The following is a 26,208-nucleotide window of genomic DNA, read 5'->3' as shown; positions in this document are numbered from 1 at the left end:
GTCAATCCTGCCTCGTCGCTTCCATGCTCACGCAGCCGCCGGCCGGCGGGGCCGGCTTGAAGGATTCGCCGCGGAGTATCGAATGTGCGAAGTTGACGGCGGCGGCGTCGGCGTGCCGCTGCTGGCCCCGCAGATCGCCCTTGAAGCGGGGGTCCTCCATTGCGCTTTCATAGACGGCCTCTGCGGTGATCGCCTCGGCGCTTGAGCACAGCGCGGCGGCGCCATGGGCATGAGGATCGGCGAGGACGGAATAGCTGAGAAAGATGCTGCGGTTTCCGCCCACGGAAATCACCAACGGCGCTATCGGGTAACAGCCTGCCAGATCCGCCTCGTGGGGACCCGCGCCGGTGCGTCGTTTGAACCCGTCCCAGCACTGGTCCTTGCCCGCCATATCGGATTTCGTCCGGGCGCATTTGCAGGACCTTTCGGCCAGCTGCTGAAGATAGGGGATGTCGCCTTCCGAAATCACGGGCCGCTCGCCGGGGTTTTCAACAGCGAGTTCAACCGCGGGCTTGTAGCTGAACACCGCCCAGGCCGGCCCCGCAATCGCCGGCGCCGCGATCAGCAGCAGCGCGGCGTGGAGGGGCCGGAGCGGCATCATCCCCGCCCGTGGCAATAGATTTCGTCGAGCCCGCCGCGCTTCACGTCATAGACCAGCTCGATCACGCCGCAGCCGCCGTCGAAGATCATCGGCAGGTCGTCGAACTCGACCCAGCGGCGGCCCTGCGTGTCGCCGCGGACATAGACGGCGGTGACCTTGGTCTTCTGGATATCGGCCCAGGCATAATAGCGCGCATAGGCGGCGAGCGGGGCGGCGCCATCGGGCAGGCGGCCGGGGCCCTCGATCTTGTCCATGATCGCGGCGAGCTCGGGCTGGGTCTGGGCGAGATCGGCGGCGTCGGCGGGCTGGCCGCGGGTTTCGTCGGGCCGTCCGGCGATCGAGGGGGAGTCCCTCAGCGCCGTGGTGTTGCCGAGCACATCGTCGGCGGGCGGCATCGCCGAGGCGGCGGCAGCGCCGAGGACGCACAGAATGAGACCGGCAAATACGCGCATATGATTCGCTCCCCTTGCGCGCAGCATAGCCGCGCCGGGCGGGCGGGCCAGAGCGAATCTGAAGGTTGGCCAATCCACTCTGGCACATGCCGGAATTTGCAGGCAGGTTAGCGCTAACAAAAGAGGAGAGGGTGCGATGCGGATCGGGGCATATTTGGGCGCGTGCGCGCTGCTGGTTGCGGGCACGGCCTGTGCGCAGGAGACGGACCAGCGGGCCGAGATCATCAAGGGCGATCCCAAATGGACGGGGGAGCGCTACGAGATCCAGAGCCTGCCCAGGCCGAAGGGCCCGGCGCGCGCGCTGTTCAACGGGCGCGACCTCACCGGCTGGGAGGCATGGCTGGGTTACGCCGATACCGCGCTCACCTTTCGCGGCAATCCGGGGGCGACGCCGCTCGGCACCAGCGTGAACACCGCCGAAATCTTCAGCGTCGAAAGCGTCGATGGCGGGCCCGTTATCCGCGCGGGCGGGCGCTATTGGGGGAGCCTCGCCACGCTGGAGGAATTTGCCGACTATCATCTGAGCCTCGAATATCGCTGGGGTGGGCTCGAGCCGGGGCAGCAGCGCAACAATGGCGTGGTCTATTTCTCGCACGGCAATCCCGGCGGGGTGTTCGGGACGTGGCGGGCGGGGGTCGAGTTCCAGCTCCAGCTCGGCAATAACGGGATGGCGATCCCGATGGGCAACATGATCCGCACCCGCACCAATGTCGCGCAGGATCCGGGGATCGAATATCCCCATCGGCGCTTCTGGTTCGGCGGGCGCGAGATCGACCTCGCCAACGGCAATCCCGCCTATAGCGTGGGCGCCGCGGTCAACGCCGAAAAGCCGATCGGCGAGTGGAATCGGATCGATCTGTACGTCGTCGGCAATCAGGCGATCCATGTCGTCAACGGCGTGGTGGTGATGTTCCTTCGCGACGTGGCCGAGATCGATGCCGCGGGCAAACGCGTGCCGCTGATGCGGGGACGCATCCAGCTGCAGGCGGAAGGCGCGACCACCTATTTCCGCAACATCAGGATCGAGCAGATCGGGACGATGCCGCGCTTCGCACCGGCGCAATAGCCGCGGCAAGGACTCGTTAACGAGCCGCGCCTAGCCTTGCTGTGCGATGCAGGGGGCCGGAGCGATGCTGGTCGCGAAGCTTGAAATATTGGGCGATATCGATCGGCGTGGTGCGATCCGCCTAGACGCCGACAGCCCGAGCACGCTGCGCGCGCCCGACGGCCAGCCGATCGACGTGATCGTGGACGATTTCTCCCGGACCGGCTTTCACTTCACCGCCAATGTCGATCTGCCGATCGGCACGCTCGTCTCGCTCGGCCTTTCGGGCGCGGGCTCGCGCGCGGCGCAGGTCATGCGGCGGCGCGACAATGGCTATGGCTGCGCCTTCATGAAGGCGCTTTCCGATGAGGAAATAGGGCGTGCCTTCAAGGGGCAGGAAGCGATCCTGGCCGAGATATCCTCGGCGCTGGAGGCTCGTTTCGCCTTTGTGGAGGGGGAGCGGAACAAGCCGTTGAATCGCGTCAAGGCCCTGCTCGAAGCGTTGCGCCGTTCGTTGCGGGATTGATCGGATCAATCCTCGGTCGGGTCGGCGCGATAATCCCGTTCGCGATAGTCGAACCAGTCGAAATCGGCATGAAGGCCCGCGCCCGACATGTCCTGGCACGCCATGCCGATGAACGCGCCGGTGAAGTTGGGCAGGCCCGGCGCGCTGGCTTCGTCCGAGAGGATCGACTGGTCGAATTGCTCGGGGAGCCAGTTCCACGCCTCCCCGTCGGTGCGCCAGGCGAAGCGGAGGCGCTCGTGATCCACCTCGGCGCGCAGCTCGATCCGGCCCTCGGGCACGGGTACGGGCGCGGTGAAGGCGTCGGCCTGCGGCGAATCGGGCAGGGCGGACATCACGCGGAGGTGGCGGCCGATCTGATCGTCATGGGTGACGTGGAGGTAATGGAACTTGTTGCCGTTATAATAGGCGACCAGCCCCGCGGCCTGCTGAAAGTGGCGCGGCTCGAACTCCATCGCGCATGACGCCGAATAGCAGAAAGCCTGTTGCCGCCGCGCGACGAGCGCCTGGGTGAACAGCGCGCCGATCGTCTCGCGGCCATGGAGGCGCAGATGGCCGGAGCGGGCGGTGAGGCTGAAGATCGTCTCGGGCTCGGGCGTGCGCAGCCATTGGAAATCGATCGGCAGCTCGGCCCCGTCGAAATCGGCGCGGACGGGCGTGGGCGGCCAGGGCGCGAGGGGCAGATCGGGATTGTCGATGCCCAAGGCGGGCAGGCCATAGCCGTCATAGGTGTAGAGCCAGCCATCCTCCGCCCAGCCCATCGGCTGGATCGCGGTCTCGCGGCCCATCACGCAGCGGCCCCGGTTCCGCAGCGGCCGGCCGCACAGATAGACCATATAGGTATAGCCGTCCTGCGTCTCGACGAGGTCGGCATGGCCCGCGCGCTGGAGCGGGGTGTCCGGGCGCGCGCTGCTGCTCAGGATATAGGTTTGCGGGTGGAGTTCATAGGGGCCGCGCAGGTTGCGCGAGCGCGCCATCGTCACCGCATGGTTCCAGCCGGTGCCGCCCTCGGCGGTGAGCAGATAATAATAGCCTTCGCGCTTGTAGAGGTGCGGGGCTTCGGTGAGGCCCAGCGGGGTGCCGGCGAAGATATTGGTGCGCTCGCCGATCAGCCTCTGCTCGGACGGCGAATATTCCTGGAGGACGATGCCCGCGAAGCGGTTCCTGCCCGGGCGGTGGTCCCACAGCATGTTGACCAGATATTTGCGGCCGTCCTCGTCATGGAACAGCGAGGGGTCGAAGCCCGAGCTGTTGAGATGGATCGGATCGGACCAGTCGCCGTCGATCGTCTCGCAGGTGACCAGATAATTATGGAAGTCGCGCAGCGAGGCGCCCGATGCGCCGCCGACAGTGGTGCGGCCATAGCGCTTCACGTCGGTATAGATCAGGTGGAACCGCTCGCCATCATGGGTGAGGCAGGGCGCCCAGACGCCGCAGCTGTCCGGATCGCCGCGCATGTCGAGCTGCGATTTGCGGACCAGCGGGCGGGTGAGCAGGCGCCAGTTTGCAAGATCGCGCGAGTGGAAGATCTGGACGCCCGGGAACCATTCGAAGGTCGAGGTCGCGATATAATAGTCGTCGCCGACGCGGCAGATCGACGGATCGGGATTGAAGCCGGGAAGGATCGGGTTGCGAATCATGCGGTAATGGCTCTCTGGCTACGGGCGCGGATTTCGATGGCGATGCCGAGCACGAACAGCAACACGCCGAAGCCGAAGCCGACATAGCCCGCGATCCCCGCCGCGCCGATGCCGGATCCGAACCACAAATAGCCCGAAGCGGCACCGCCGAGCAGGATCGGGATGATCCCGCTCTCGCGTCCGGGATCGGTACCGGGCTTGCGCACCAGCGTCCACAGCACCGCCGCAGCGATCAGATCGAAGACCGACAGCGCGATAAAGAAGGGTTCGAAGCCGATCCGGGTCACCAGCGCGCCGATCAGCAGGGTGAACATCATCACGCCCAGATTGGCCATCGTCCCCGCCATCCCCGCGACCGTGCCCATCTCGTTCTTGCGGAACAGGTCGCTGCCCATGGTGATGCAGGTGACCGACAGGGTCTGGTGCGCGAAGGCGCCGAGGCTGAGCAGGGCGACCGCCGCCATCGGGCTGGTCACCGATCCCACGAACGCCATGCTGGTCATCAACAGCGCGCCGAGGGTGAAGACCCAGCGCCGTGCGTCGATCAACGCGATGCCGCGCCGCTCGAGCCACAGCACCACGGCGGGGCCGAACAGGCAGCCGAGATCGGCGGCGACGAACGGCACGATGACCGCGATGGCGAGGTTCTTGAGATCGAGCCCGCGCGTGTCATGGAGATAGAGCGGCAGCCAGAAGGTGAGCGTCGCCCAGGTCGGGTCGGCGAGGAAACGCGGGATCGCGATCCCCCAGAAATTGCGCCGGCCAAGCAACGAGAGGACCGGCGGCTTCTCGCCGGGCGCGGCCTGGAGATGGGCTTCCTGGCCGCCCTCGATCGTCGCCCGTTCCTCGGGCGACAGATCCGGATGCGTATCGGGGGTACGGTACCAGCGCAGCCAAAGGACCACCCAGAGGAGCGCGAGTACGCCCGCGGCGTAAAAGGCCGCGCGCCAGTCCCACCAGGCGATCGCGACCGCGACCAGCGGTCCCGCCAGTGCGATTCCCGCCGATGCGCCGAGATTGTAGATGCCGCCCGCCAGCCCGCGCTCCTTCGCCGGGAACCATTCCGACACGACCTTGAGACCCAAGGTATGCGAGGTGCCCTCGGCGAAGCCCAAAGGCGCGCGCAGAATCGCCAGCCCCTGCCAGCTCGTCACCCAGCCATGCGCGGCGATCAGCACTGCCCAGGCGGTCGCGAAGATCGCCATGCCGACGCGCAGCCCGATGCGATCGAGAATATAGCCCACCACCGGCTGGAGCATGATGAAGGCCTGAAAGACGCCGGTGACCCAGCTATATTGCTCCTTGGTCATCGGCACGTCGGCGCTGAACGCGTCGGTGGCGACCGCGACGCCCAGGGTCTGGCGGACGAGATAGTTGAGGATCGTGCCGAGCATCACGATCGCGATGATCCACCAGCGGAGCGCCCGCGTGCGTTGCCAGAAACCCATAGCCCTCTCCCGCGGCCGCCCGGTCGTTTGGGTGCCTGTTAGCGCTAACGGTGGCGCGAACCGGGCGAGAAGGCAAGCCGCCTGGGGTTTGTATGAGTTATTATTGCAGCAAGAGCGCCCGCGCCGCGCCGTAGAGTTCGGCATGGTCCAGCGTCACCAGCGCGCGCGGGATCTCGCGGAGCTGACGCTGATAGGGGCCGGCGACGACGAAATCGGCCGAGAGTTCGGGCAGGCGGATCAGGCCGCGCAGCGCATTGGCGACACCGCCGGTGAACATGATCCCGTCCCACGCGCCGAACGCCAGCGCCATATTGCCGGCGAAATGCCACAGCGCGTGGCAGAAGAGATCGGCGGCCTTGCGCGCGAGGGCATCGTTCGAGAGGGCGAGGCGGATCACGCCGGCCGCGTCGGTCGCGCGGGCGACGCCGCTCTCGACCGTGATCACCGCCTGGTAGATGGCGAACAGGCCGCGTTCGGAGATCATGTCCTCGGCGCTGACCGCGCCCTTGGCGCGAAGCCGGGGCATGATCTCGCGCAGTTCGGGGATGTCGCCGGGAAAGTGGCAATGGCCGGCTTCGGTGGGGAGGACGCTCACGGCCCCGCGCGCATCGCGGGTGATGACCGCGACGCCGAGCCCCGAGCCCACGCCGATCAGGCAACGCGTGCCGGGCCTGGAGAGATCGAGCGAAGCGCCCGCGATCGTTTCGATCTGCGAACCCGATTCGGCGGCGCTGATCGCCCAGGCCTTGGCGGCGAAATCGTTGAGGATCAGCGGCGGCGCCTGGAGCATCGCCGACAGGCCCGAGCGCGAGACGAACCAGCGGCTGTTGGTCACCGAGATGATGTCGCCGACCGTCGGCCCCGAGACCGCGACGGCGCAGCGGCGCGGCAAGGTGCGCAGTTCGCTCTGGCCGCCGAAGGCGCTGAGCGCCCCCGAGATGGTCGATTGTTCCGACGGCTCATATTCGCGCAGCGTCTCGGGGCGCAGCTGGCCCTGATGATCGGTCAGGCAAAGCCGGACGGCGCGGCGGCCGACATCGGCGATCACCGCGAGCTTCGAATCGACCGGATTGTCGGTCAGATACATGCAGTCATACCCCTCGTTGTTCCTGTGTCTTGAGGGAGTCGTGGCTTCGAATGCGGTAATGGATGCCTCAGGAAATAGCCGCATCGGGGTTTGACCCTAAGGGCCGGCCCCTAGGGTCAAAGGCGAAGGCTCTCGACCATTGCCGCGCCGCAGCGGCAGATCGAGGCGGCGAGTATATCGGGCGTGCACGGCGCCTCGGCGAGGACCCAGCCGCGGACCGGCGCGAGCCCGGCCTCGGCGAGCTGGGCGGCGGCGAGCTTCATCGGGATGGCGGGGGCGAAGCCGCGGGCGGTCAGCCGTTCCTCGATCATCCCGGCGAGCAGCCGGACGATCCGCTCGTTCATCGGCCCGCGCATCATGTCGCGGGCGCGCTGGCGGTTCTCCCAGAAATGCGTGAGCAGCCAGGTCACCTTCGCGGGGTCGCCCTTGCCCGCCCCCGCATCGGCGAGCGCGGCGATTGGCCGGGCGAGCGATTCGAGCAGCACCTCGTCCGCGCTCGAATAATGTTCGTAGAAGGTCGAACGGCCGACACCCGCCTCGGCGACCAGGTCCGCGACGCGGATGTGCCGCTGGCGGCGGTTGAGCACGAGATGGTCGAGCGCCCCCATCAGCGCCTCGCGGGTGCGGGTGATGCGGCGATCGGGCACTCTGGACACCTCGTTTCCGGACAAGATCGCGCCCGAGTCCGGGAACGCCGCTTGCCGCCTTGCGCGTGAGCCCAAGGCGTACAAGCAAGCGCCGATCAGTCAAATCGGAGGGTGGCATGGGCGGAAAAAATGATCGGATCGCGGGCGGAATATTGGTCGCGGCGTCGCTGGCGAGCGTATTGATGATGACGCACCATCCCAGCGACGCGCATGACTATGCCATGGGCCAATTCGTCCATGGCGCGATGATCACGATCGTCGGGGCGATGACGCTGGGCCTGATCCAGTTCGCGCGGGTACTGGGGCTCGATCGGCTGACCGTGCTCGCCGGGCTGATCGCCTATGGCATCGCGCTGTTCGGCGATGTCGGCGCGGCGGTGATCGACGGTTTCGTCGTGACCAATCTGGTTGCGCGCGGCGTGGAGGACCGCGATGTCTTCGCGCTCGCCTGGGAGGCGAATCAGGCACTCGCGCGGCTGGGGGTGGTGGCGACCGGGGTGGCATTCATGCTGTGGTCGATCAGGCCGGTGACGCGTGGCGGCTGGGCCGGGAAAGCGATCGGCGCGCTGGGGATAGTCGCGGGGCTGGCGCCGATGGTGCTGCTCGGGACCGGTCTGATGAACATGCATCTGCACGGCGCGATCCTGATCTATGGCGGGCAGGCGGCGTGGATGGCGCTGGCCGGGCTCTATCTCTGGTCGGGGCGGATGCGGGCGGAGGTTTCGGTTTGAGCGCAAGTCGTGGGATGTGAGTGTCCGCGCGGCGGCCTATATCGGGCCCATGAGCACGCAAGACACCCTTTCCGACGATGCCGCCTGGGCGGCGTTCGAAGCCCGCGACCGCGCCTTTGACGGGCGCGTGGTGGGCGCGGTCACCACCACGCGCATCTATTGCAAGCCCAGCTGCCCGGCGCGGCGGCCCAGGCGCGAGCATGTCGTCTTCTATCCCGATGCCGAGGGCGCGCGGGCGGCGGGCTATCGCGCCTGCCTGCGCTGCAAGCCCGACGAGGTGGGGCGCGACCGGATCGCGGTGGCCAGGGCGGTCGCGCTGATCGAGGCGGCGGAGGAGGGGATCGACCTCGAGGAACTGGCGCTCGCGGTTGGCTATGCCCCGCATCATTTCCACCGCATGTTCAAGCGCGCTACGGGCGTTACCCCCGCTGCCTATGCCCGCGGGCTCAAGGCGCAGCGCGCGGCGCAGGCGCTGACCCGCGAGGAGACGGTGACCGGGGCGATCTACGAGGCCGGCTACTCCGCGCCGAGCCGCTTCTACGAGACCGCCAATGCGCGCCTCGGCATGACGCCGAGCGCGTGGAAGCGCGGCGGGGCGGGGGTGACGATCCGCTGGACGATCGCCGAAACCAGCCTCGGCCCGCTGCTGATCGCGGCGACCGACAAGGGGCTGTGCCGCGTGGCGTTCGACGAGGATCAGTTCGCGCTGGCGCAGCGCTTCCCCGCCGCCGAGATCGTCGCGGGCGGCGCGGCCTTGGCCGAATTGGGGGCACGGGTGGTGAGCGAGGTCGAGGCGCCCGGACGGCACACCGACCTGCCCGTCGATGTGCAGGGCACCGCTTTCCAGGAGGCGGTGTGGCAGGCGCTGCGCGAAATCCCCGCGGGCGAGACGCGCAGCTACGCCCAGCTCGCCGCCGCGGTCGGGAGCCCGAACGCGGTGCGCGCGGCGGGGACGGCGTGCGGGATGAACCCGGTCGTGGTGCTGGTCCCCTGCCACCGCGTCCAGCGCGCCGACGGGAGCATGGGCGGCTATGCCTATGGCGTCGATCGCAAGCGGGCCCTCAGGAAACGCGAAGGAGTGAGCGAATGACCTATCGGATTTCAGGGCTCTCGCCCGAGCCGTTCCGCGCGCTGTTCGGCGCTTCGGAGGAAGTGCTGGCCGAGCATGGCGTGCGGCGCGTGCGGGCGACCGCGAGCCGGGGTTTCCCGTGCCGGATCACGCTGGAGGACGCGGCGGAGGGCGAGACGCTGCTGCTGCTCAACCATGAGGATCACGCCGCCGACACGCCGTTTCGCAGCAGCTACGCCATCTATGTGCGTGAATGCGCGGACGAGGCGCTGGTGCTCGACGATGCACTGCCGCCGGTGTTCGCCGGACGGCCGATCGCATTCCGCGCGTTCGACGCCGAGGGGATGCTGCGCGGGGCGAGCCTCGCCCTGGCGGACGATGCCGACGCGCGCCTCCGCGAGCTCTTCGACCGGCCCGAAATCGCCTATATCCATGCGCACAACGCCGCGCATGGCTGCTATTCCGCCCGGGTCGACCGCGCCTAGGGCCGTTTGAACCTCGGCCGCGCGACCGCGTACATTTCCCAGGCGAAATCCTTCATCAGCGCCTCGCGGTCTCCCCCACGCTCAAGCAGGTCGAAATGCGTCTTGCCGGGCAGGAAGCGGAACTGCGATTTCGCCCCCAGCCGGTCGAGCACCGCCTGGAGCCGGTGCGCGGGGCCGTCGAGATAGAAGGTGTCGGCGGTGCCCACGGTCAGATGGATCTTGCCGTCGAGATCGCGCCCGATCACCTTCCAGTCGCGCGCGACGATATTGGCGATGTCGTAATTGTCGCGCCAATAGCTCACCACGAACGGATCGACCTTGCCCGTCGCCCGGTCGAACATCGGCATCGGGCGGCCGTCCGCGCCCTTGGGCGAGAAGACCCAGTCGAATGAGGCGAACTGGCCGCCATAGGGCCCCAGCACCGCCTCGATCCGCGCGAAATCCTGGAGCGAGGAGATGACCCGGCCATGATCGCGCACCAGCGGGTAGGGCTGGCCCCCGGCCGGCGCGTACATGTTGGCGTTCGGCGCATAGAGATCGACATTGGTGAAATCGTGGAAATCGCTCGGATCGGGCGAGGTCGGCCAGGTGCCGCCGAAGACCTTGGGATAGCGGACCTGGAGCCACAAGGTCGCCCAGCCGCCCGAGCTGTGCCCGGTGAGGAAGCGGCCGCTGGCGCGCGAATCCATCCGGTACTGCTTTTCGAGCGCGGGGATCAGCTCGGTGGTCAGCGCCTTGCCCCAGGGACCGTTATTGACCGAATCCGCGAACTCGTGCGTGCCGGTGGGCGAGCTTTCGTCGAGATAGACCCAGATCATCGGCGGCGCGCTGCCGTCCTTCATCATCGCGCTCATCTCAGCCGCCTGTTGCTCGGCGTAGCGCAGGTTGCTGCCGAAGCCGCCGGTCGAATAGACGGTGGGGAAGGTCGCGCCCTTGCCGTAACCGGGCGGCAGCGCGATCCAGCCGCGGATATGGACCGGGCGGCCCCAGAAGATCGAGAGCGCGGGGCTGGTGAAATCGACCGGCTTGAGATCGGGACGGTCCGCGACCGCCGGCGGGGGCGGCTCCGGAAGCGCGTTCGCCAGTTCGAGCACCGGAACCGGCCCGGGCAGCGTCACCTCGACGACGCTCGAAACCATGTCGCCCGCGCCGCGCCCGCCATAATTATAGTCGTGATTGCGGTCGAGCACCGCCTGGATGCGATAGGTGCCGGCGGGCAGCGCGGAAAAGGCGGTGGGGAAGCTCCCCGTCTCGCCATCGACGGTGACCACGCCGCCGCTGCGCATATCCTCCACCTCACGCCCGGCGATCGCCACCGCCTGCGGGGCGAAGGGCGAGGTGTCGATCGCGGTCTCGGGCTTGGCCCCGGGCTCGATCCGCTTGGCGAAGATCAGCAGCCGGCCCGATTGATTGGCGAGGCCCGCCTGCAGGCGCACGGGAATGGTCACCGGCGCGGCGGAGGCCGCCACCAGCAGGAGTGCGGCGGTTGCCACAAACAGTCTCGCCAACATCGCTGTCCCCCGAATTGTCAGAGGATCAGATTAGACCCGAGGTTTAAGCAGGTCGAGCCTGCTCGGCAGTTCCCCGGCCTTCGCCCTGAAATGACGGGAATACATCGTTACGGGCAATCAGCGTCGGCGGACTCAGCGGCGGACGCGGTAGCGGATGTGCGTGGCCTCGGGCGTATCGATCACCCGAACGATCTCCAACTCGACGCGCGATGGCAAGAACTCGAACATTCGGCGGCCTCGCCCGAACAAGACCGGAATCTGGTGTATTTGCAGTTCGTCGAGCACGCCAGCTTCCAGCGCCCGCTGCGCCGTATACGCGCCAAGCATCAACACGTCCCGGTCCCCGGCGGCGGCCTTCGCCTGCGCCATTGCGCTCACGATCCCGTCGCTCACATATTTGACCAACGGATAATTCGCGACCGATGGCCCGGGCGGCCTGTGACTGGGTACGAAGATCGCGACCCCGTGATTGTCACCGCCCCAGTGATCGACCTGCTCCACGGTTCGCCGACCCGCCAGAATCGCACCTGGCGCGTTCCATTCGTCCCACAATTGTCCGACCGGTCCGGCCGGTCGGGAAAAATCCCCGTACCACTCGTGCAACCGCATAAAGTCGTCGCCACCGGGATTGCCCACTTCATCGTTGGGGCCCGCGATATACCCGTCCAGTGACATGGACATGAAGAGCACTGATGCAGACACTTTTATCTCCCATGGTCTTTTTTCAAACCGGGACGGGGGGAATTCGCTGTGAACGCACGCCGGGGAACCGGGGAATGTTCACCGCCTGGGTGAAGGCCCGCCGCGATAGCCGCTCTGGCGCTCGATCATCCAGCCGGGATATTCGCTCGGCAGCTTGCTGGCGGCGTCGAGCTGGGCCAGTTCGTCCGCGGTGAACTCGACCTCGACCGAGGCGAGATTGTCGGTGAGCTGGTCGGGGCGCTTGGCGCCGATGATCACGGTCGAGACCGCGGGCTGGTGGAGCAGCCAGGCGAGCGCGAGCTGGGCGACGCTGCGGCCCTTGGCTTCGGCCATCGGGCGCAGCAGATCGATGATGTCGTAGCCGCGGGCCTTGTCGACCGGCGGGAAATCGAAGGTCGCGCGGCGGCCCTCGCCTTCGCCCTCTCGGGTGAACTTGCCCGACAGGAAGCCGCCCGCGAGCGGGCTCCACACCATCAGCCCGATTCCCTCCGACTGGAGCATCGGCACCACCTCGCGCTCCAGATCGCGCCCCGCGATCGTGTAATAGCTCTGGAGCGAGGCGATCGGGGCGTAATGTTTCGCAGTCGCGATGCCCTGCGCCTTGGCGACCTGCCACGCCGCCCAATTCGACAGCCCGACATAGCGGACCTTGCCCGAGCGGACGAGCAGGTCGAGCGCGTAGAGCGTCTCTTCCATCGGCGTCGTCGCGTCCCAGCCATGGATCTGGTAGAGATCGATATGGTCGGTCTGGAGCCGCTTCAGGCTCTCCTCGACCTGCGCCAGGATATGCCCGCGCGATCCGCCCGCGCCATTGGGTCCCGGGTGCATCCGCCCGAGCGCCTTGGTGGCGATCACCACCTCGTGCCGCGGCACGCCGAGCGTCTGGAGCGCGGCGCCGAGGATCGTTTCCGATCTCCCTTCCGAATAGACGTTCGCGGTGTCGATGAAGTTGATTCCGGCATCGAGCGATGCCTTGACCAGCGCCGCCGATGCCTCGTGGTCGAGCCGGCCGATATGGCCCCAGATGCCAGCGTCGGTGCCGCCGAAGGTCATGGTGCCGAGGCAGAGTTCGGAGACGATCAGGCCGGTGCGGCCGAGACTATTGTAGCGCATGGGGACCTCCGGGAAGCCGCGGGCGCGGCAGCCCGCTTCAGATGTGCGCGCGCATGCCCCGCGGCAAGCCCCGAACCGTAACATCGCGCCCGTGATTCGATCCGCCGCGGCAACGTTTTCAGCTAACTTAGACAAATGATTTTATGCGTCTGAAATGTTTCCGAGTAGAGGAAGCTGTTGTAATAGGCCGATATTATTTGTCTCAAATGTATGAGTTGACACTAACTCAGACCAGAAATATCTCTAATGTGACCGCTAACATCGCGTGGGGCGATGAACACGGACAAGCCCGACAGAGGCATTTTGAGGAGGGGACCGATGACCACTCGTACTTCACGCCCGTTTTCCGCGCGCCGCGCCGCGATGCTGGGGGCGGTGCTTCTCGCGGGCACGGCCTGGCCCGCGCTTGCCGCCGCGTCCGATCCGACCGGCGCCGATCCGACCGCGGAGGCCACCGCCGCCGCGCCGCAGGACGGCGACAGCCAGGACGGCCAGGAAATCATCGTCACCGGCTATCGCGGATCGCTGCAAAGCTCGACCAACGCCAAGCGCAACGCGACTGGTTTCACGGATACGATTTTCGCCGAGGATATCGGCAAGTTCCCCGACACCAACATCGCCGAATCGTTCAACCGCGTTCCCGGCATCACGATCAGCCGCGAGATCACCGGCGAGGGTCTGCAGGTCACGATCCGCGGCCTCGGCACCAACTTCACCCGCGTGCTGCTCAACAATGCGCCCGTGACGATCTCGTCGACGGGCCGCACCGACCAGCAGAGCACCAACCGCGAGGTCGATCTAGACCTGTTCCCGACCGAGCTCTTCACCCAGCTGACCGTGAACAAGAGCCCGACCGCCGAGATGATCGAGGGCGGTGCGGCCGGCACGGTCAACATGCGCAGCGCGCGTCCGTTCGATAATCCGGGCACCCACATCACCTATTCGGGCCAGCTGACCAATGGCAGCCAGGCGGGCAGCAAATGGGGGTATCGCGGCTCGGTGCTTGCCAGCTACACCTCGGGCGAGTTCGGTATCCTGCTCGGCGTCGCCGGCGTGCGCAACGAAGTGCGCGTCAAGGGCTATGAGACGATCGGCTGGACCAACCCGAACCTCAGCGCCGCGCAGCGCACCAGCGGCACGCTCAATTCGACCGGCGGCGGCAACTGGACGATCCCGGCGAACGTGCCGAGCAATGCCAACATTCCGGGCGTCGCGGCGAACACCGTGATCAACGAGGCCTTCCTGCTCGCGCAGAATCCGGGCGCCAATATCGGCCAGATCGACAACGGCATCATCCCGCGCCTCGGCCGTCCCTCGGACGAGTTCGGCACCAAGGAGCGGCTGAACTTCATCGCCAGCCTCGAATATAAGGGCGAGGGGCTGCACATCTATATCGACGGCATGTTCGGCCGGAAGCTCAACCAGCTCGAGCGCATCGACATGAACTGGGTGGGCCGCAACGGCGGCGTGATCCCGGTCAACACCCAATATGACCGCAGCGACTGCTCGAACGGCTGCGTGGTGACCAAGGGCACCTATTACAATGCGCAGTGGTTTCTCGAATACCGCCCGCATATCGAGCATGTGCAATATTGGGGGATCAACCCCGGCCTCGAGGTCGAGCTGGCGGACAATCTCAAGTTCGACATCAACGCCAACTACACCAAGAGCCAGTTCCACCGCGAATCCCCAACGGTGCTGGTGATCACCCCGGGCAATTCGGGCGTGACGGTGACGTACGACAATAGCGACGGCAATCTGCCGCACGTCACCACCAATGTGGACCTCAACAACCCGGCGAGCTTCGGTTGGCCCGGCGGCCGCGTGAACATCCAGGACGAGCGCCGCGAGACCTATACCAAGGGCGTGCGGGGCAATCTGCAATGGGGCGACAATCATCTGAACGCCCGCGTCGGCGCGGCCTATGACGACGTCTCGCGCACGATCCGCGCCTTTGACAACAGCCAGGCGTGGCAGAATGCGGTGTGCGGCAACCGGCCGAGCGTGTTCCTGCCGGGCCCCAACCGCCAGCCCAACTGCAACGGCCTCAATGCGCCGGGCGCGGCGGCGGCGGGCGATCCGACCTATCCGGCCTATGGCACCGGCTTCACCGCGGGCGCGGCGGGTCCGGTGACCTATGCCGGCTCGCTGATCCCGACCGGCGCCCCGCTCGCCGCGGTGCTCAAGCCCGGGCCCAGCGGGTTCATCACGGTCGATTGGGCGAAGTTCAAGGCGGCGTCCAACTATCAGCAGTTCCATGATGCCGCGGGCGAGGCCGGTTCGGCCAATACCGGCGCAAATGGCGGCTATGTCCGCGAACGAACGCTCGGCATCTATGGCGAAGTCAATGGCGACGTGAACATCGGCGACAACCGGCTGGTGTTCAACGCGGGCATCCGCTGGGTGCAGACCAAGCAGCGCATCGGCGGCCGCGTCTCGATCCCCGATCCGCGCAACAACACCGATCCGGACGGCGCGGGCCCGCTTCCCGCGGACTGCCCGGGCGCTTCGCCCTTCCCGCGCGACGGCAGCTGCTATCCGAACATCGTCAACTTCGTTTACACCGACACCAACTATGACAACTGGCTGCCGTCGGCGAGCGGGGCGTTCCATATCGGCGAGCATGCCGTGGCGCGCGCCTCGGTCTCGCGGACGATGACGCGGCCCAATCCGAACTCGATGCTGCCGGGCCTGAGCTTCACCAGCCCGTCGGCGGACGTCGGATCGGTCGGCAACCCGGCGCTCTCGCCGTTCATTTCGGACAATATCGATGTCGGCTTCGAATATTATACCGGGGCCGAGGGCTATGTGGGCGTCACCGCGTTCCGCAAGGCGGTGACGGGCTTCACCGTCACCACGGGCGTGACCGTGCCCTTCTCCGATCTGGCGGCGTATGGCGTGACCTTCAACACGCTGAGCCCGACGCAGCAGACCGCGATCAACTCGCGCGGCGGCCCTGCCTCGGCGACGGTGGTGCTCAACCAGCAGGTCAACGCGACCGGCGTGCTCAAGGTCAACGGCCTCGAGTTCAACTGGATGCAGCCGCTCGACTTCCTGCTCGGCCGCTACCTGGGGCTCAACGGCTTCGGCTTCAACGCTAACCTGACGCTGATCAGCCAGACCGGTTCGGGTGCCGCGCCCGCGGTGGCCACGGGCGTTGCCCCGCTGACCTACAATGTCACGGTCTATTATGAGAGGGGCGGCATCACGCTGCGCGGCTCGACGACCTTCACCCAGGGCGGCATCACCGCGACGGCGCCGCAGAACGGCATCACCGCGGCGGCGCTCTATGGCGACGATTATCAGCAGTTCGATCTGAGCGCCGCGGTCGATCTGGGCGAGGTCTTCGACAGCAAGGGCCTGCCCGAGCTGACGCTCGATGTACAGAACATCACCAAGGAGCAGCAGCGCAGCTACTTCCAGTTCCCGAACGCTGCGTTCACGCTCTACGATCCGGGCCGCGTGGTCATGATCGGCCTGCGCGGGCGCTTCTGACACCCCTTCGTCCAATAAAGGGGGGCGGCGGCCGGGATAACCGGCCGCCGCTGTTTTTTGTGGGCAGTGTTCGCGGGGTGCGCTAGCGCCGCGCCATGACCGATGCACCGCTGATCGCCGGACTCGAACTGGGCGGCACCAAATGCGTGGCCTTGCTCGCCACCGGCCCCGGCGATGTGCGCGAGCAGGTGACGGTGCCGACCAGCGATCCCGAGACCACGCTTGCGGCGCTCGAGGCGGTGCTCGCGGGCTGGACGTTCGACGCGATCGGGGTGGCGAGCTTCGGCCCGCTCGAACTCAATGCAGGCCATCCCGATTTCGGCGCGATTACCGCGACCACCAAGCCCGGCTGGACCGGCACGCACATCGCCCAGCGCTTCGCCGCGCGCTTCCCCGCGCCGCTGGCGATCCAGACCGACGTCAACGGCGCCGCGCTCGCCGAGGCGCGCTGGGGCGCGGCGCAGGGGCTGACGAGCCATGCCTATATCACCATCGGCACCGGCGTGGGCGTCGGGCTGGTGACCGGCGGGCGGCCGGTGCAGGGGCTCGCGCATGGCGAGGCCGGACATATGCGCGTGCCGCGGATGCCGGGGGACGCGTTCGAAGGCTGGTGCCCCTTCCATGGCGATTGCGTCGAGGGGCTGATCGCGGGCCCGGCGCTCGCCAAGCGCTTCGGGTGCAAGGGCGAGGAACTGCCCACGGATGGGCCTTTATGGGATCTGTTCGTCCATGATCTGGGCGGGCTGCTGCACAATCTGGTGACGATGCTCGCGCCCGAGCGGATCGCGATCGGCGGCGGCGTGATGACCGCGCATGCGCGCCTGTTCGCGCCGCTGCGCAAGCGGCTGGCCGAGAGCATCGGCGGCTATGGCTCGTTCGCCACGCTCGACATGGATACGCTCGTCGGCCCGCCGGGGCTCGGCGCAATGGCGGGACCGATGGGCGCGGTGGCGATGGGGTTGGAGGCATTGAAGGCATGATCGATCGGAGAGGGATGTTGGGCGCGACAGCATTGGGGGTTCCCGCGCTGGCTGCCGCGAAATTGCCCAAGCGCGCCAAGCCGCTGGCGCCGACCCCGCCGATGGGGTGGAACAGCTGGAACAGCTTCGCCACGACGATCGACGAGGCGAAGGCGCTGGAGGTCGCGCGGATCCAGGCTGCCAAGCTGCTGCCCGCGGGCTATGACGTCTTCACCATCGACATCCAATGGTATGAGCCCGAGGCGAGCAGCTATCGCTACAACGACAATCCGCAGCCGGCGATGGACGGGCTCGGGCGGCTCTTGCCCGCGCCCAACCGCTTTCCGTCGAGCGCGGGCGGCAAGGGGTTCGGGCCGCTGGCCGGGCAGGTCCATGCGATGGGACTACGCTTCGGCGTCCATCTGATGCGCGGGATTCCGCGCGCGGCGGTGAAGGCGAACCTGCCGGTATTGGGCACGAAGCTGCGGGCGCAGGATATCGCCGACATGTCGAGCACCTGCGCCTGGAACCCCGACATGTACGGCGTCGACATGACCCGGCCGGGCGCGCAGGCCTATTATGACAGCGTGTTCGCGCTGTTCGCGTCCTGGGGCGTCGATTTCGTCAAGATGGACGATATGAGCCGCCCCTATGACGCCCATGCCGCCGAGATCGAGGCGGCGCACAAGGCGATCCTCGCGAGCGGCCGCCCGATGGTGCTCAGCCTGTCGCCGGGCGAAACCCCGGTCGCGCGCGCCGAGCATGTCCGGCGCTTTGCCCAGATGTGGCGGATCAGCGACGATTTCTGGGACGAATGGCCGCTGCTCGAGGCGCAGTTCGTCCGGCTCGAGAATTGGTCGCGCTATGCCGGGCCCGAGAGCTGGCCCGACGCCGACATGCTCCCGCTCGGGCGGCTGGCGCTGGGCGAGCGCGACACGCGCTTCACGCCCGACGAGCAGCGCATGCTGATGACGCTCTGGTCGATCGCGCGCTCGCCGCTGATCATGGGCGGCGATCTGCGGCATCTCGATGCGGCGACGCTGGCGCTGCTGACCAACCCGGAGGTGATCGCGGTCAACCAGCACGGCAGCGGGGGCCGGCCGCATTATGTCGACGACGGCGCGAAGATCTGGTCATCGCAGGCGAGCGATGGCGGGCGCTATGTCGCGCTATTCAACACCGGCGCGAAGGCGCGGATGGTTGAGCTGGATCTGGGGAAGATCGGGATCGCGAAGGTTTCGGGCGTGCGCGATCTGTGGGAGCGCAAGGCGGTGGCGATCGACGGGCGGCGCCTCGTCCGGACGCTGCCGCCGCATGGAGCCGATCTGCTGAAGGTCAGATGACGTCCATATCCACCTTGTAATGATGCCAGGCGAAGATCGCCGCGGCGCCGCGATGGGGGCGCCATTGCTCGGCGAGCTCGCGGATCGCCTTTTCGCTCGGGCGCTCGGCGTGGCCCAGCAGGCGGCCGATCTCGATCTGGACGGCGAGGTCGCCTGCGGGCCAGATGTCGGCGCGGCCCTCGGCGAAGAGCAGGTAGATCTCCGCCGACCAGCGGCCGATGCCCTTGATCCGGGTGAGCGCGGCGATCGCTTCCTCGTCCTCCTCGGGCAGGTTGGCGAGATCGAGCCGGCCGCTGGTCACCTCTTCGGCGAGGCTGCGGGCATAGCTGGCCTTCTGGCGCGACAGCCCCGCGGCGCGGAGCGCTTCGTCCGAGGCGGCGGCGACGATGGCGGGGTTGGTCAGGTCGCCGATCCCCGCCTCGAGTTTCTTCCAGATCGATTGCGCGGCGGCGACGCTGACCTGCTGGCCGACGATGGTGCGAAGCAGCGTCTCATATCCCCGTTCGCGGATTCGCGGCTCGGGATAGCCCGCGCGGGCGAGGCCGGCTGCGAAGGCGGGCTCGCGTTCGCACAGCGCATCGATGCCCTTGCGAAGCTGTTCGGCGCTCAGGCCCATTTGGTAGTTCCTTGAAACTGGAAAGGATCGGCGGCATGGCGGCCGGCACAACAGGAGATCGTCATGCCCAAGCTTATCGTCGTGACCAGGGAAGGGGAAGAACGCGAGGTCATGGGCGAGGCGGGCCTGAGCGTGATGGAGGTGATCCGCGAGAACGGCTTTGACGAGCTGCTCGCCCTGTGCGGCGGCTGCTGCAGCTGCGCCACTTGCCATGTTCATATCGATCCGGAATTTGCGGCCAAACTGAAGCCGATGAGCGAGGACGAGAACGACCTGCTGGAGAGCTCGGCGGGCCGCGACGCCTATTCGCGGCTCTCGTGCCAGATCCTGTTCAGCGATGCGCTGGACGGGCTGAAGGTGACGATCGCCGAGGAGGATTAAGGGCGCGCGCCGCCGGAAAGTTAGGCGAAGGTTAGGCCTGTGCGCAGTTTCGTTCGCTGGTCCGACGAGCGGAAGGTTACACCAGGGTAACACTATCGCGCACTGTTCGCGCGGATGGGTCTCGCAATGTCAAAGAACGGTCGGATGGGCGGGCCGCCCGGTCCTGCGCACTGAGTCAAGCAGGCGAAATCCAACATTGCAAGGGCATCAAATTCCCCTCCCTTGCAGGGAGGGGAATCTTTCCTGGCTCAGCGCGCCGCCACCCGCAGCACGGCCATCGGCGCGTCGGTCGTGCGCGGGGTGACGCGCCAGACGACGACGCTGTTGGCGCCCTGTTTCGCCGCGCCATTCTCGTTGTTCTGGCTGACGATCTCGGCATCGGTGATCAGGGTGAAGCTGCCCTGGGTCTTGCTCGGCATGTCGCCGCCCGAGCCGCCGCCGGCCGCGCCCATGCCGCTCATGTCCTGCTTGGCATAGCCCGGCGCCTTGATCTTGAGCGTGTCGCCGCCGCGCAGCTCGACCGTCACCCAGGGGAAGATCATCGCCGCATCCTGATTGTACGGATAGACGAATTCATGGGTCAGCACGCCGCTGATCGCATAATCGACATAGAAGACGCCGTCGCCGCGATATTCGACGGTCCTGTAGCCATATTCCTTGGCGAGATTGGCGGCGAGTTCGCGATATTCCTCGTCCTTGGCGGCCTTGGCGGCGGCCTTCTGCTCGGGGGTCTGCTCTTCCTCGGCCGCGGCGGTATTGTCCGGCGTGCTGCCATCGGTGGCGGCGGCGTCGCCGGCGCTCATGCCGGGCAGGCCATTCATCCCTTCCAGATCGAGCGCCACCACCTCGCCCTTGTAGGTGAAGGTGAAGCTGCGGTCCTTGTGGACGGTCAGCGTCGATTCGAACTTTCCGGGCTGGAACAGGCAGGCACTGAGCAGCGCCAGCGGGAGCAGCAATGCAGCGGCGCGGATCCAGTGTTTCATCTCTTCCCTCCCCGGAGCGTTCAGCCGCGCGCCGCGACCGCATAGAGCGCGATCGCCGCCGCATTGGACACGTTCAGGCTTTCGACCTTATCGCTGATCGGCAGCCGCGCAAGCTCGTCGCAATGCGCCTCGGTATTCTGGCGCATCCCTTCGCCCTCGGCACCGAGGACGAGCGCGATGCGGGGGGCGTCGCCCATTACCTGCGCAAGCGTCCCCTTGGCATGGCCGGTGAGGCCGATCCGCCAGAAATCGGCGTCGCGGATCTCGTCGAGCGCGCGCGCCAGGTTGACGACACGGACCCAGGGCACGGTCTCGAGCGCGCCCGAGGCGGCGCGGGCGACGGTGCCCGATTCGGGCGGGGCATGGCGGTCCTGGGTGATGATGCCCAACGCGTCGAACGCCGCCGCCGAGCGCAGGATCGCGCCGACATTGTGCGGATCGGTGACCTGATCGAGCAGCAGCAGCGGGCGGTTGCCGTCCTTCCCCTGCGCGAGCAGGTCGCCCAGCCAGATATCCTCGAGCGGATCGACCTCGGCGACGATGCCCTGGTGCGGCGCGTCGCCGGGGACGAGCCGGCCGAGATCGGCGGCGTCGGCATAGGTGACGGGGATGTCATAGGGCATCACCAGCTGGCTGATCAGCTCGCGCGTACCCCACAGCTTGCGCACGCGGCGCTCGGGATTGTCGAGCGCCGCGAACACGGCATGGCGGCCATAGAAGCGCGGGCGCGAGGCCGGGGCCTGGCTCGGGCGGTGTCCGCGGCGGGCCATCAGAAGGCGCTTTTTTCGGGGTTTTGCATGGATGGGACGCTATGCGGCGTTGAACGGGCGCGCAAGGCGTTGACAGGGCGGCGGCGGGGCGGCAATGGGCCCGCTCGCCTTTGGCGGGCACCAGGGACAGGTGGCCGAGTGGTTAATGGCAGCAGACTGTAAATCTGCCCGCGAGAGCGTACGCTGGTTCGAATCCAGCCCTGTCCACCAGCCTTCGCTCCCTGCGGGAGCTACGGCTGACAAGCCAGCTGAAAGGCTGACCTCGACGCTCAGGAAGCGGGGGGCGTGATTTCTTCGATCGCGCCGGCTGGCCCGGTTTCGGACGGAATCGCCTCCGGCGCATCGTCATCGCCGAACAGGGCGACAACAAGCGGCTCGGATCGTTCCGTGCCGCAGCTATGTTCGATCATTCTGGCGAATTGACGCAACGAACCCATTCTTCCCCCCATGCTTCACGCTTGGCCGGACAACGGGGCCGTGACTCTGCGGTTCCCTGAAATTGGCGGTTAACGCGCGTTAGCCATATTATTCGGTCAGAGCACCGCCTCGACCAGCTGGGCGAAGGCGCGGGCGCGGTGGGTGAGCGGGGTCTTGGCGACAGGGTCCATTTCGCCGAACGTCTCGGCATGGCCGAGCGGCTGGAAAACGGGATCGTAGCCGAAGCCGTTGCCCCCGCGCGGCGGCCAGACGAGGGTGCCATCGACGCGGCCCTCGAACCATTCGAGATGGCCGTCGGGCCAGGCGAGCGCGAGGACGCAGACGAAATGGGCGTCGCGTGCGGTGCCCTCGGGCAGCGCGGCGAGGCGGTCTTCGACGCGCTGCATCGCGATGGCGAAGTCCCTGGTCTCGCCGGCCCAGCGCGCGGAGAAGATGCCGGGCTCGTCGCCCAGCGCCTCGACGCACAGCCCGCTATCGTCGGCGAGCGCGGGGAGGCCCGAGAGATCGGCAGCCTGGAGCGCCTTGAGCTCGGCATTGGCGACGAAGGTGGTGCCGGTTTCCTCGGGTTCGGGCAGGTCGAGCTCGGCGGCGGAGACGGGTTCGATGCCAAAAGGGCCCAGCAGTTCGCGGATCTCGCGGACCTTGCCGGCATTGTGGCTGGCGATCACCAGCTTGCCCGGGGCCAGCTTGCGGATCGCCTGGCGCGGCATCTCTTCGTCTTCACCGATCATTGGATCGCCTTCAGCTGGGCTTCGAAAATCTCGCGCGCGCCGATCCGGGCGAGGCGGAGCAGGCGGAGCAGGCCCTCCTCGTCATAGCAGGCGCCCTCGGCGGTGGCCTGCGCCTCGGCGATCTTGCCGTCGGCGAGGAGGACGAAATTGGCGTCGGCATCGGCATTGCTGTCCTCGTCATAATCGAGGTCGAGCACCGGGGTTCCGTTGAAGATGCCGCAGCTGACCGCGGCGACCTGTTGCTGGATCGGGTCATGCTCGAGCAGACCGGCGGCGAGCAGCTTGGAAGTGGCGATGCGCAGCGCCACCCAGGCGCCCGAGATCGCGGCGGTGCGGGTGCCGCCATCGGCCTGGATCACGTCGCAATCGAGCGTGATCTGGCGCTCGCCGAGCAGCTTGAGATCGGTGACGGCGCGGAGGCTGCGGCCGATCAGCCGCTGGATCTCCTGGGTGCGGCCCGATTGCTTGCCCTTGGCCGCCTCGCGCTGGCCGCGGGTATGGGTGGCGCGGGGGAGCATGCCGTACTCGGCAGTCACCCAGCCCTCGCCCTTGCCGCGCAGCCAGGGCGGAATCCGCTCCTCGATCGACGCGGTCACCAGCACCTTGGTGTCGCCGAAGCCGATCAGGACGGAGCCTTCGGCGTGGCGGGTGAAATTGGGCTCGATGCTGATCGCGCGCATCTGATCGGGGGCGCGGCCGGATGGGCGCATCGGTTCATTCTCCTGCAATCGTGATCCGCGCACCTAGACGGTGGGAACGGAACGCGCCAGTCTTGGCGGACGATCCGATGAGGGAGAGGTGGCGATGCGGCGGATTGCGTTGGCGTTGGCGAGCCTTGCGCTGATTGGGGCCGGGCCGCAGGACGAGGAAGAGCGGGGCGAAACCGTCACGATCCGGGCCGAATGGATCGGATGGGGCGTCTGCACCGGGCTTTGCCGCAAATATCAGTTCGACGTTTCGCGTGGATGGGTGATCGGCTTCTCCGCCATCCATGGGCTCAAGCCGGTTCGACTGCGCCTCGATCCCGCTCAATATCGGCGGTTTCGCGATCGGATGGCGGCGTTCCGGCCCGCCGACATGCACGACAATGCGCGCCGGTGCGCCAAAATCGAATTTGGCGGGATGACCGAGGTTATCTGGTATCGTGACAACGAGCCGGCGGTGCGTCGGGTGTCGTGCCCGGAGGACGACGACCGGGCGTTCGATTGCGCGGTCTATATGGCGTTGATCGACCTGGGCATCCATCCGCTTGGCGGGACGCCGCTGGCGCGGCGTGATGTCGATGCGGTGCGCGCCACCATGAAGGAGTTTGGCAGGTGCGCATGAGCGGGAGCAGAGCAATGCGGCGATTGATCCTGGGCATTGCGGCGGCGCTGGCGCTTTCCGCCTGCGGGCATGCCGGGGTGAAGCCCGGCAATGCCGGCGGAACGCCGCCCGTCGACGCGGCAGGGATCGAGACGATCACCTATGAGACCGGCCCCTGTTTCGGCGCTTGCCCCGTATTTCGGGTGACCGTCTCGTCGGACGGCAAGGCGGTGTTCACGGGCATCCGCCACACCCAGGTGATCGGCGAGCGCCGCTTCGCGGTGACGCCGCAGCAATATCTGACCTTTCGCGAACAGCTGGCGCCCTGGCTGCCCGAGAGCGGCGAGAAGCTCTACCAGCCGGGCTCGCCGCTGTGCAAACAGGTCGCGACCGACCTGCCGAGCGTCGATATCAGCCTGCGCAAGGGCGCGCGGAGCCGCCGGCTCTATTATTATTATGGCTGCGACAATGAGAAGAACATGACGATGGGCGAGGCGCTGGGGACCGCGACCGACGCGCTGCCGCTCGATGCGTTGGTGGGGGAGATCCCGTGAAGGGCGCGCTTCTGCTGGCGCTCGCATTGGGTGGATGCGCCGCGATCCCGCCGCCGCGGGCGACGCCCGCGATCGAGGTCATCAGCTATGACATGCAACCCGGTTTCATGGTGCCGAGCGGCTACAAGATCGTCGTGGCATCGACGGGCGAAGGCGTGATGACGCTCGAATATCGCGATCACGGCCAATGGCGGACGAGCTACCGGCGCATCCATGTCACCGCCGGTCAGTTCGCCGCCTTTCGTGCGCAGCTCGGCAAATATCGCCCGGCGGGACATCTCGAACTCGGTACGCCGGAGACATGCGCCGAATATGATGACGATGCGGACGTCCTGCAGGTCGCATGGTCCGGAGGCACGGCGCCACCCGCGACGTTGCGGTTCAGCGTGAGCTGCGATTACAGCGCGCAAACTGCCCGCGCGCTGGACCTGCGAAACGCGGCGGAGCGGCTGGGCCTGTCTCCGGAAAAGCTGCTCGCGAGCCTGAGGAGGGATTAGCCGTTGAGGGTGGCGACGCCGATCCCTAGATCATCCGGATGACCACGCCGCCGATCCACGAGCTGACCGACCGCGCGCGCGATGTGTTCCGCATTCTCGTCGAATCGTACATCGACAGCGGCGCGCCGGTGGGATCGCGGACGATCTCCAAGATTTCGGGACTCAATCTCTCGCCCGCATCGATCCGCAACGTGATGCAGGATCTGGAGGAGTTGGGCCTGCTCGCAGCACCCCATACCAGCGCGGGGCGGATGCCGACCGAGAGCGGCCTGCGCCTCTTCGTCGATGGCATGATGCAGGCGAGCGAGCCCTCCGCACAGGAGCGCGCCGCGATCGAGGCGCGCGCCGGTTCGACCGGGCCGATCGAAGAGGCGCTGGCGAACACCACGCTCGCGCTTTCCGGGCTTTCGGCCTGCGCGGGGATGGTGCTGGTGCCCAAGCGCGAGCCGGTGCTGCGCCAGTTCGGCTTCGTGCCGCTCGCCGAGGACCGCGCGCTGGCGGTGCTGGTGGGGAGCGACGGATCGGTCGAGAATCGCGTGGTCGATCTGCCCCCCGGCATGGACCCCGCCTCGCTCCAGCAGGCGGCCAATTATCTGAGCGCGACGCTTTCGGGGCTGACGCTGAGCGAGGCGCGGGCGCGGATCGAACGCGAGATTCGCGAGGAGCGCGCGGCGCTCGACGGCGCGGCGCGCACCCTGGTCGAGCGCGGGCTGGCGGTGTGGAGCGAGGATAGCGGGCACCGCCCGGTGCTGATCGTGCGCGGGCAGGCGCAGCTGATCGACGCGGCGGCTGCCGAGGATCTCGACCGCGTCCGCCAATTGCTCGACGAGCTCGAGGGCAAGGAGGAGCTTGCGCGCCTGCTCGACAGCGCGCGCGAGGGCGAGGCGACGCGCATCTTCATCGGATCGGAAAACAAGCTGTTCGCGTTATCCGGTTCGTCGGTGATCGCCAAACCGGTGCGCGCGCTGGACGGGCGCGTGGTCGGCGTGGTGGGTGTCATCGGACCGACACGGTTGAACTATGCGCGAGTCGTGCCCATGGTGGATTTCACCGCAGCGACGCTCGCCCGGCTGCTGGCGTAA

Annotated in this window: 28 protein-coding genes and 1 tRNA gene; 14 read left to right on the top strand and 15 right to left on the bottom strand. The window is 67.3% G+C overall.

Features of this window, described 5'->3' with window-relative positions; genetic code table 11:
- Position 1: 1 nt before the first annotated feature.
- Positions 2-601 carry a hypothetical protein gene (locus tag OF829_RS02475; RefSeq protein ID WP_264938361.1) on the bottom strand — a complete coding sequence of 200 codons (600 nt, stop codon included), beginning with the start codon at positions 599-601 and terminating at the stop codon, positions 2-4.
- Positions 598-1,053, bottom strand: coding sequence for a hypothetical protein (locus OF829_RS02470; protein ID WP_264938360.1), 456 nt, complete (start codon positions 1,051-1,053; stop codon positions 598-600). Before OF829_RS02470 ends, OF829_RS02475 begins: the two co-directional genes overlap by 4 nt.
- A gap of 136 nt (positions 1,054-1,189) precedes the next feature.
- On the opposite strand from OF829_RS02470, the gene OF829_RS02465 reads away from it, so the two are divergent.
- Both OF829_RS02465 and OF829_RS02460 read left to right on the top strand, forming a co-directional pair.
- Complete coding sequence (locus OF829_RS02465) at positions 1,190-2,119, top strand: 3-keto-disaccharide hydrolase (RefSeq protein WP_264938359.1); 930 nt, start codon at positions 1,190-1,192, stop codon at positions 2,117-2,119.
- Positions 2,120-2,165: 46 nt separating this feature from the next.
- On the top strand, positions 2,166-2,624 hold the full coding sequence (locus OF829_RS02460) for a PilZ domain-containing protein (RefSeq protein WP_264938358.1): 459 nt from the start codon (positions 2,166-2,168) through the stop codon (positions 2,622-2,624).
- A gap of 5 nt (positions 2,625-2,629) precedes the next feature.
- Here OF829_RS02460 and OF829_RS02455 read toward each other — a convergent pair whose 3' ends face one another.
- From OF829_RS02455 to OF829_RS02440, 4 genes are all read right to left on the bottom strand, one after another.
- Positions 2,630-4,261: a glycoside hydrolase family 43 protein gene (locus OF829_RS02455; RefSeq protein ID WP_264938357.1), complete on the bottom strand. Its 1,632-nt coding sequence runs from the start codon at positions 4,259-4,261 to the stop codon at positions 2,630-2,632.
- On the bottom strand, positions 4,258-5,709 hold the full coding sequence (locus OF829_RS02450) for an MFS transporter (protein ID WP_264938356.1): 1,452 nt from the start codon (positions 5,707-5,709) through the stop codon (positions 4,258-4,260). The genes OF829_RS02455 and OF829_RS02450 overlap by 4 nt, the downstream gene beginning before the upstream one ends.
- 100 nt (positions 5,710-5,809) lie before the next feature.
- On the bottom strand, positions 5,810-6,796 hold the full coding sequence (locus OF829_RS02445) for a glucokinase (RefSeq protein ID WP_264938355.1): 987 nt from the start codon (positions 6,794-6,796) through the stop codon (positions 5,810-5,812).
- 116 nt (positions 6,797-6,912) lie between these two features.
- The gene (locus OF829_RS02440) at positions 6,913-7,443 is read right to left on the bottom strand and encodes a TetR/AcrR family transcriptional regulator (protein ID WP_264938354.1); all 531 of its coding nucleotides are present in this window, start codon (positions 7,441-7,443) and stop codon (positions 6,913-6,915) included.
- A gap of 116 nt (positions 7,444-7,559) precedes the next feature.
- Here OF829_RS02440 and OF829_RS02435 point away from each other — a divergent pair, with 116 nt between their 5' ends.
- From OF829_RS02435 to OF829_RS02425, 3 genes are read left to right on the top strand one after another with little or no spacing between them, the layout of a single operon-like run.
- On the top strand, positions 7,560-8,174 hold the full coding sequence (locus tag OF829_RS02435; protein ID WP_264938353.1) for a hypothetical protein: 615 nt from the start codon (positions 7,560-7,562) through the stop codon (positions 8,172-8,174).
- Between the two features lie 49 nt (positions 8,175-8,223).
- Positions 8,224-9,264, top strand: a complete 1,041-nt coding sequence (gene ada / locus OF829_RS02430) for a bifunctional DNA-binding transcriptional regulator/O6-methylguanine-DNA methyltransferase Ada (RefSeq protein WP_264938352.1) — start codon at positions 8,224-8,226, stop codon at positions 9,262-9,264.
- Positions 9,261-9,728, top strand: coding sequence for a DUF1203 domain-containing protein (locus OF829_RS02425; protein ID WP_264938351.1), 468 nt, complete (start codon positions 9,261-9,263; stop codon positions 9,726-9,728). The genes ada and OF829_RS02425 overlap by 4 nt, the downstream gene beginning before the upstream one ends.
- On the opposite strand, the gene OF829_RS02420 is transcribed toward OF829_RS02425, so the two are convergent.
- From OF829_RS02420 to OF829_RS02410, 3 genes are all read right to left on the bottom strand, one after another.
- Positions 9,725-11,221, bottom strand: coding sequence for an alpha/beta hydrolase (locus tag OF829_RS02420; protein ID WP_264938350.1), 1,497 nt, complete (start codon positions 11,219-11,221; stop codon positions 9,725-9,727). The two genes, OF829_RS02425 and OF829_RS02420, sit on opposite strands and share 4 nt — an antisense overlap.
- Positions 11,222-11,371: 150 nt before the next feature.
- Positions 11,372-11,920, bottom strand: a complete 549-nt coding sequence (locus OF829_RS02415; protein ID WP_264938791.1) for a dihydrofolate reductase family protein — start codon at positions 11,918-11,920, stop codon at positions 11,372-11,374.
- Positions 11,921-12,019: 99 nt separating this feature from the next.
- Positions 12,020-13,054, bottom strand: coding sequence for an aldo/keto reductase (locus OF829_RS02410; RefSeq protein WP_264938349.1), 1,035 nt, complete (start codon positions 13,052-13,054; stop codon positions 12,020-12,022).
- A gap of 318 nt (positions 13,055-13,372) precedes the next feature.
- Between OF829_RS02410 and OF829_RS02405 the strand changes: the two genes are divergently transcribed.
- The 3 genes from OF829_RS02405 (at position 13,373) to OF829_RS02395 (ending at position 18,851) form a co-directional block, all read left to right on the top strand.
- A complete protein-coding gene (locus tag OF829_RS02405) occupies positions 13,373-16,549 on the top strand; it encodes a TonB-dependent receptor (protein WP_264938348.1) in 3,177 nt (1,058 codons plus the stop codon).
- Positions 16,550-16,644: 95 nt separating this feature from the next.
- Complete coding sequence (locus tag OF829_RS02400; RefSeq protein ID WP_264938347.1) at positions 16,645-17,529, top strand: ROK family protein; 885 nt, start codon at positions 16,645-16,647, stop codon at positions 17,527-17,529.
- On the top strand, positions 17,526-18,851 hold the full coding sequence (locus OF829_RS02395) for a glycoside hydrolase family 27 protein (protein WP_406701387.1): 1,326 nt from the start codon (positions 17,526-17,528) through the stop codon (positions 18,849-18,851). Before OF829_RS02400 ends, OF829_RS02395 begins: the two co-directional genes overlap by 4 nt.
- Here OF829_RS02395 and OF829_RS02390 read toward each other — a convergent pair.
- Entirely contained in the window at positions 18,844-19,467 is a 624-nt protein-coding gene (locus OF829_RS02390) for a DNA-3-methyladenine glycosylase family protein (protein WP_264938346.1), read from the bottom strand. The genes OF829_RS02395 and OF829_RS02390 overlap by 8 nt on opposite strands.
- Before the next feature lie 63 nt (positions 19,468-19,530).
- Between OF829_RS02390 and OF829_RS02385 the strand changes: the two genes are divergently transcribed.
- On the top strand, positions 19,531-19,848 hold the full coding sequence (locus OF829_RS02385; RefSeq protein WP_264938345.1) for a 2Fe-2S iron-sulfur cluster-binding protein: 318 nt from the start codon (positions 19,531-19,533) through the stop codon (positions 19,846-19,848).
- Positions 19,849-20,096: 248 nt separating this feature from the next.
- Here OF829_RS02385 and OF829_RS02380 read toward each other — a convergent pair whose 3' ends face one another.
- Positions 20,097-20,831: a hypothetical protein gene (locus OF829_RS02380; protein WP_264938344.1), complete on the bottom strand. Its 735-nt coding sequence runs from the start codon at positions 20,829-20,831 to the stop codon at positions 20,097-20,099.
- Between the two features lie 20 nt (positions 20,832-20,851).
- Positions 20,852-21,601, bottom strand: coding sequence for a 23S rRNA (guanosine(2251)-2'-O)-methyltransferase RlmB (gene rlmB, locus OF829_RS02375; protein WP_264938343.1), 750 nt, complete (start codon positions 21,599-21,601; stop codon positions 20,852-20,854).
- Between the two features lie 124 nt (positions 21,602-21,725).
- Between rlmB and OF829_RS02370 the strand changes: the two genes are divergently transcribed.
- Positions 21,726-21,811, top strand: a tRNA-Tyr gene (locus OF829_RS02370).
- Positions 21,812-21,870: 59 nt separating this feature from the next.
- Here the strand turns inward: OF829_RS02370 and OF829_RS02365 are convergent.
- The 3 genes from OF829_RS02365 to rph form a co-directional block, all read right to left on the bottom strand.
- Positions 21,871-22,038: a hypothetical protein gene (locus tag OF829_RS02365; RefSeq protein ID WP_264938342.1), complete on the bottom strand. Its 168-nt coding sequence runs from the start codon at positions 22,036-22,038 to the stop codon at positions 21,871-21,873.
- A gap of 96 nt (positions 22,039-22,134) precedes the next feature.
- Positions 22,135-22,770, bottom strand: a complete 636-nt coding sequence (gene rdgB, locus OF829_RS02360; RefSeq protein ID WP_264938341.1) for an RdgB/HAM1 family non-canonical purine NTP pyrophosphatase — start codon at positions 22,768-22,770, stop codon at positions 22,135-22,137.
- Positions 22,767-23,480: a ribonuclease PH gene (gene rph / locus OF829_RS02355; RefSeq protein WP_264938340.1), complete on the bottom strand. Its 714-nt coding sequence runs from the start codon at positions 23,478-23,480 to the stop codon at positions 22,767-22,769. Before rph ends, rdgB begins: the two co-directional genes overlap by 4 nt.
- A 94-nt stretch (positions 23,481-23,574) precedes the next feature.
- On the opposite strand from rph, the gene OF829_RS02350 reads away from it, so the two are divergent.
- From OF829_RS02350 to hrcA, 4 genes are read left to right on the top strand one after another with little or no spacing between them, the layout of a single operon-like run.
- A complete protein-coding gene (locus OF829_RS02350) occupies positions 23,575-24,096 on the top strand; it encodes a hypothetical protein (protein ID WP_264938339.1) in 522 nt (173 codons plus the stop codon).
- A gap of 14 nt (positions 24,097-24,110) precedes the next feature.
- Complete coding sequence (locus OF829_RS02345) at positions 24,111-24,629, top strand: DUF6438 domain-containing protein (RefSeq protein WP_264938338.1); 519 nt, start codon at positions 24,111-24,113, stop codon at positions 24,627-24,629.
- Positions 24,626-25,126, top strand: coding sequence for a hypothetical protein (locus OF829_RS02340; protein WP_264938337.1), 501 nt, complete (start codon positions 24,626-24,628; stop codon positions 25,124-25,126). The genes OF829_RS02345 and OF829_RS02340 overlap by 4 nt, the downstream gene beginning before the upstream one ends.
- Positions 25,127-25,164: 38 nt before the next feature.
- Positions 25,165-26,208, top strand: a complete 1,044-nt coding sequence (gene hrcA / locus OF829_RS02335) for a heat-inducible transcriptional repressor HrcA (protein WP_264938336.1) — start codon at positions 25,165-25,167, stop codon at positions 26,206-26,208.

Origin of the sequence: Sphingomonas caeni, assembly GCF_026013415.1 — a bacterium.
In the GTDB taxonomy this organism is placed as follows: Bacteria; Pseudomonadota; Alphaproteobacteria; order Sphingomonadales; family Sphingomonadaceae; genus Sphingomonas; species Sphingomonas caeni.
Note: the sequence above shows the minus strand (reverse complement) of the source record. Positions and strands in the feature narration are given on the sequence as shown.

Coding starts and splice junctions, on each gene's coding strand:
- OF829_RS02450 (WP_264938356.1), bottom strand. CDS start 5,709: ATGGGTTTCTGGCAACGCACGCGGGCGCTCCGCTGGTGGATCATCGCG.
- OF829_RS02425 (WP_264938351.1), top strand. CDS start 9,261: ATGACCTATCGGATTTCAGGGCTCTCGCCCGAGCCGTTCCGCGCGCTG.
- OF829_RS02470 (WP_264938360.1), bottom strand. CDS start 1,053: ATGCGCGTATTTGCCGGTCTCATTCTGTGCGTCCTCGGCGCTGCCGCC.
- OF829_RS02390 (WP_264938346.1), bottom strand. CDS start 19,467: ATGGGCCTGAGCGCCGAACAGCTTCGCAAGGGCATCGATGCGCTGTGC.
- OF829_RS02405 (WP_264938348.1), top strand. CDS start 13,373: ATGACCACTCGTACTTCACGCCCGTTTTCCGCGCGCCGCGCCGCGATG.
- OF829_RS02460 (WP_264938358.1), top strand. CDS start 2,166: ATGCAGGGGGCCGGAGCGATGCTGGTCGCGAAGCTTGAAATATTGGGC.
- OF829_RS02385 (WP_264938345.1), top strand. CDS start 19,531: ATGCCCAAGCTTATCGTCGTGACCAGGGAAGGGGAAGAACGCGAGGTC.
- OF829_RS02350 (WP_264938339.1), top strand. CDS start 23,575: ATGCGGCGGATTGCGTTGGCGTTGGCGAGCCTTGCGCTGATTGGGGCC.
- hrcA (WP_264938336.1), top strand. CDS start 25,165: ATGACCACGCCGCCGATCCACGAGCTGACCGACCGCGCGCGCGATGTG.
- OF829_RS02395 (WP_406701387.1), top strand. CDS start 17,526: ATGATCGATCGGAGAGGGATGTTGGGCGCGACAGCATTGGGGGTTCCC.
- OF829_RS02455 (WP_264938357.1), bottom strand. CDS start 4,261: ATGATTCGCAACCCGATCCTTCCCGGCTTCAATCCCGATCCGTCGATC.
- rdgB (WP_264938341.1), bottom strand. CDS start 22,770: ATGATCGGTGAAGACGAAGAGATGCCGCGCCAGGCGATCCGCAAGCTG.
- rlmB (WP_264938343.1), bottom strand. CDS start 21,601: ATGGCCCGCCGCGGACACCGCCCGAGCCAGGCCCCGGCCTCGCGCCCG.
- OF829_RS02435 (WP_264938353.1), top strand. CDS start 7,560: ATGGGCGGAAAAAATGATCGGATCGCGGGCGGAATATTGGTCGCGGCG.
- ada (WP_264938352.1), top strand. CDS start 8,224: ATGAGCACGCAAGACACCCTTTCCGACGATGCCGCCTGGGCGGCGTTC.
- OF829_RS02410 (WP_264938349.1), bottom strand. CDS start 13,054: ATGCGCTACAATAGTCTCGGCCGCACCGGCCTGATCGTCTCCGAACTC.
- OF829_RS02475 (WP_264938361.1), bottom strand. CDS start 601: ATGATGCCGCTCCGGCCCCTCCACGCCGCGCTGCTGCTGATCGCGGCG.
- OF829_RS02380 (WP_264938344.1), bottom strand. CDS start 20,831: ATGAAACACTGGATCCGCGCCGCTGCATTGCTGCTCCCGCTGGCGCTG.
- rph (WP_264938340.1), bottom strand. CDS start 23,480: ATGCGCCCATCCGGCCGCGCCCCCGATCAGATGCGCGCGATCAGCATC.
- OF829_RS02415 (WP_264938791.1), bottom strand. CDS start 11,920: ATGTCCATGTCACTGGACGGGTATATCGCGGGCCCCAACGATGAAGTG.
- OF829_RS02345 (WP_264938338.1), top strand. CDS start 24,111: ATGCGGCGATTGATCCTGGGCATTGCGGCGGCGCTGGCGCTTTCCGCC.
- OF829_RS02400 (WP_264938347.1), top strand. CDS start 16,645: ATGACCGATGCACCGCTGATCGCCGGACTCGAACTGGGCGGCACCAAA.
- OF829_RS02445 (WP_264938355.1), bottom strand. CDS start 6,796: ATGTATCTGACCGACAATCCGGTCGATTCGAAGCTCGCGGTGATCGCC.
- OF829_RS02365 (WP_264938342.1), bottom strand. CDS start 22,038: ATGGGTTCGTTGCGTCAATTCGCCAGAATGATCGAACATAGCTGCGGC.
- OF829_RS02465 (WP_264938359.1), top strand. CDS start 1,190: ATGCGGATCGGGGCATATTTGGGCGCGTGCGCGCTGCTGGTTGCGGGC.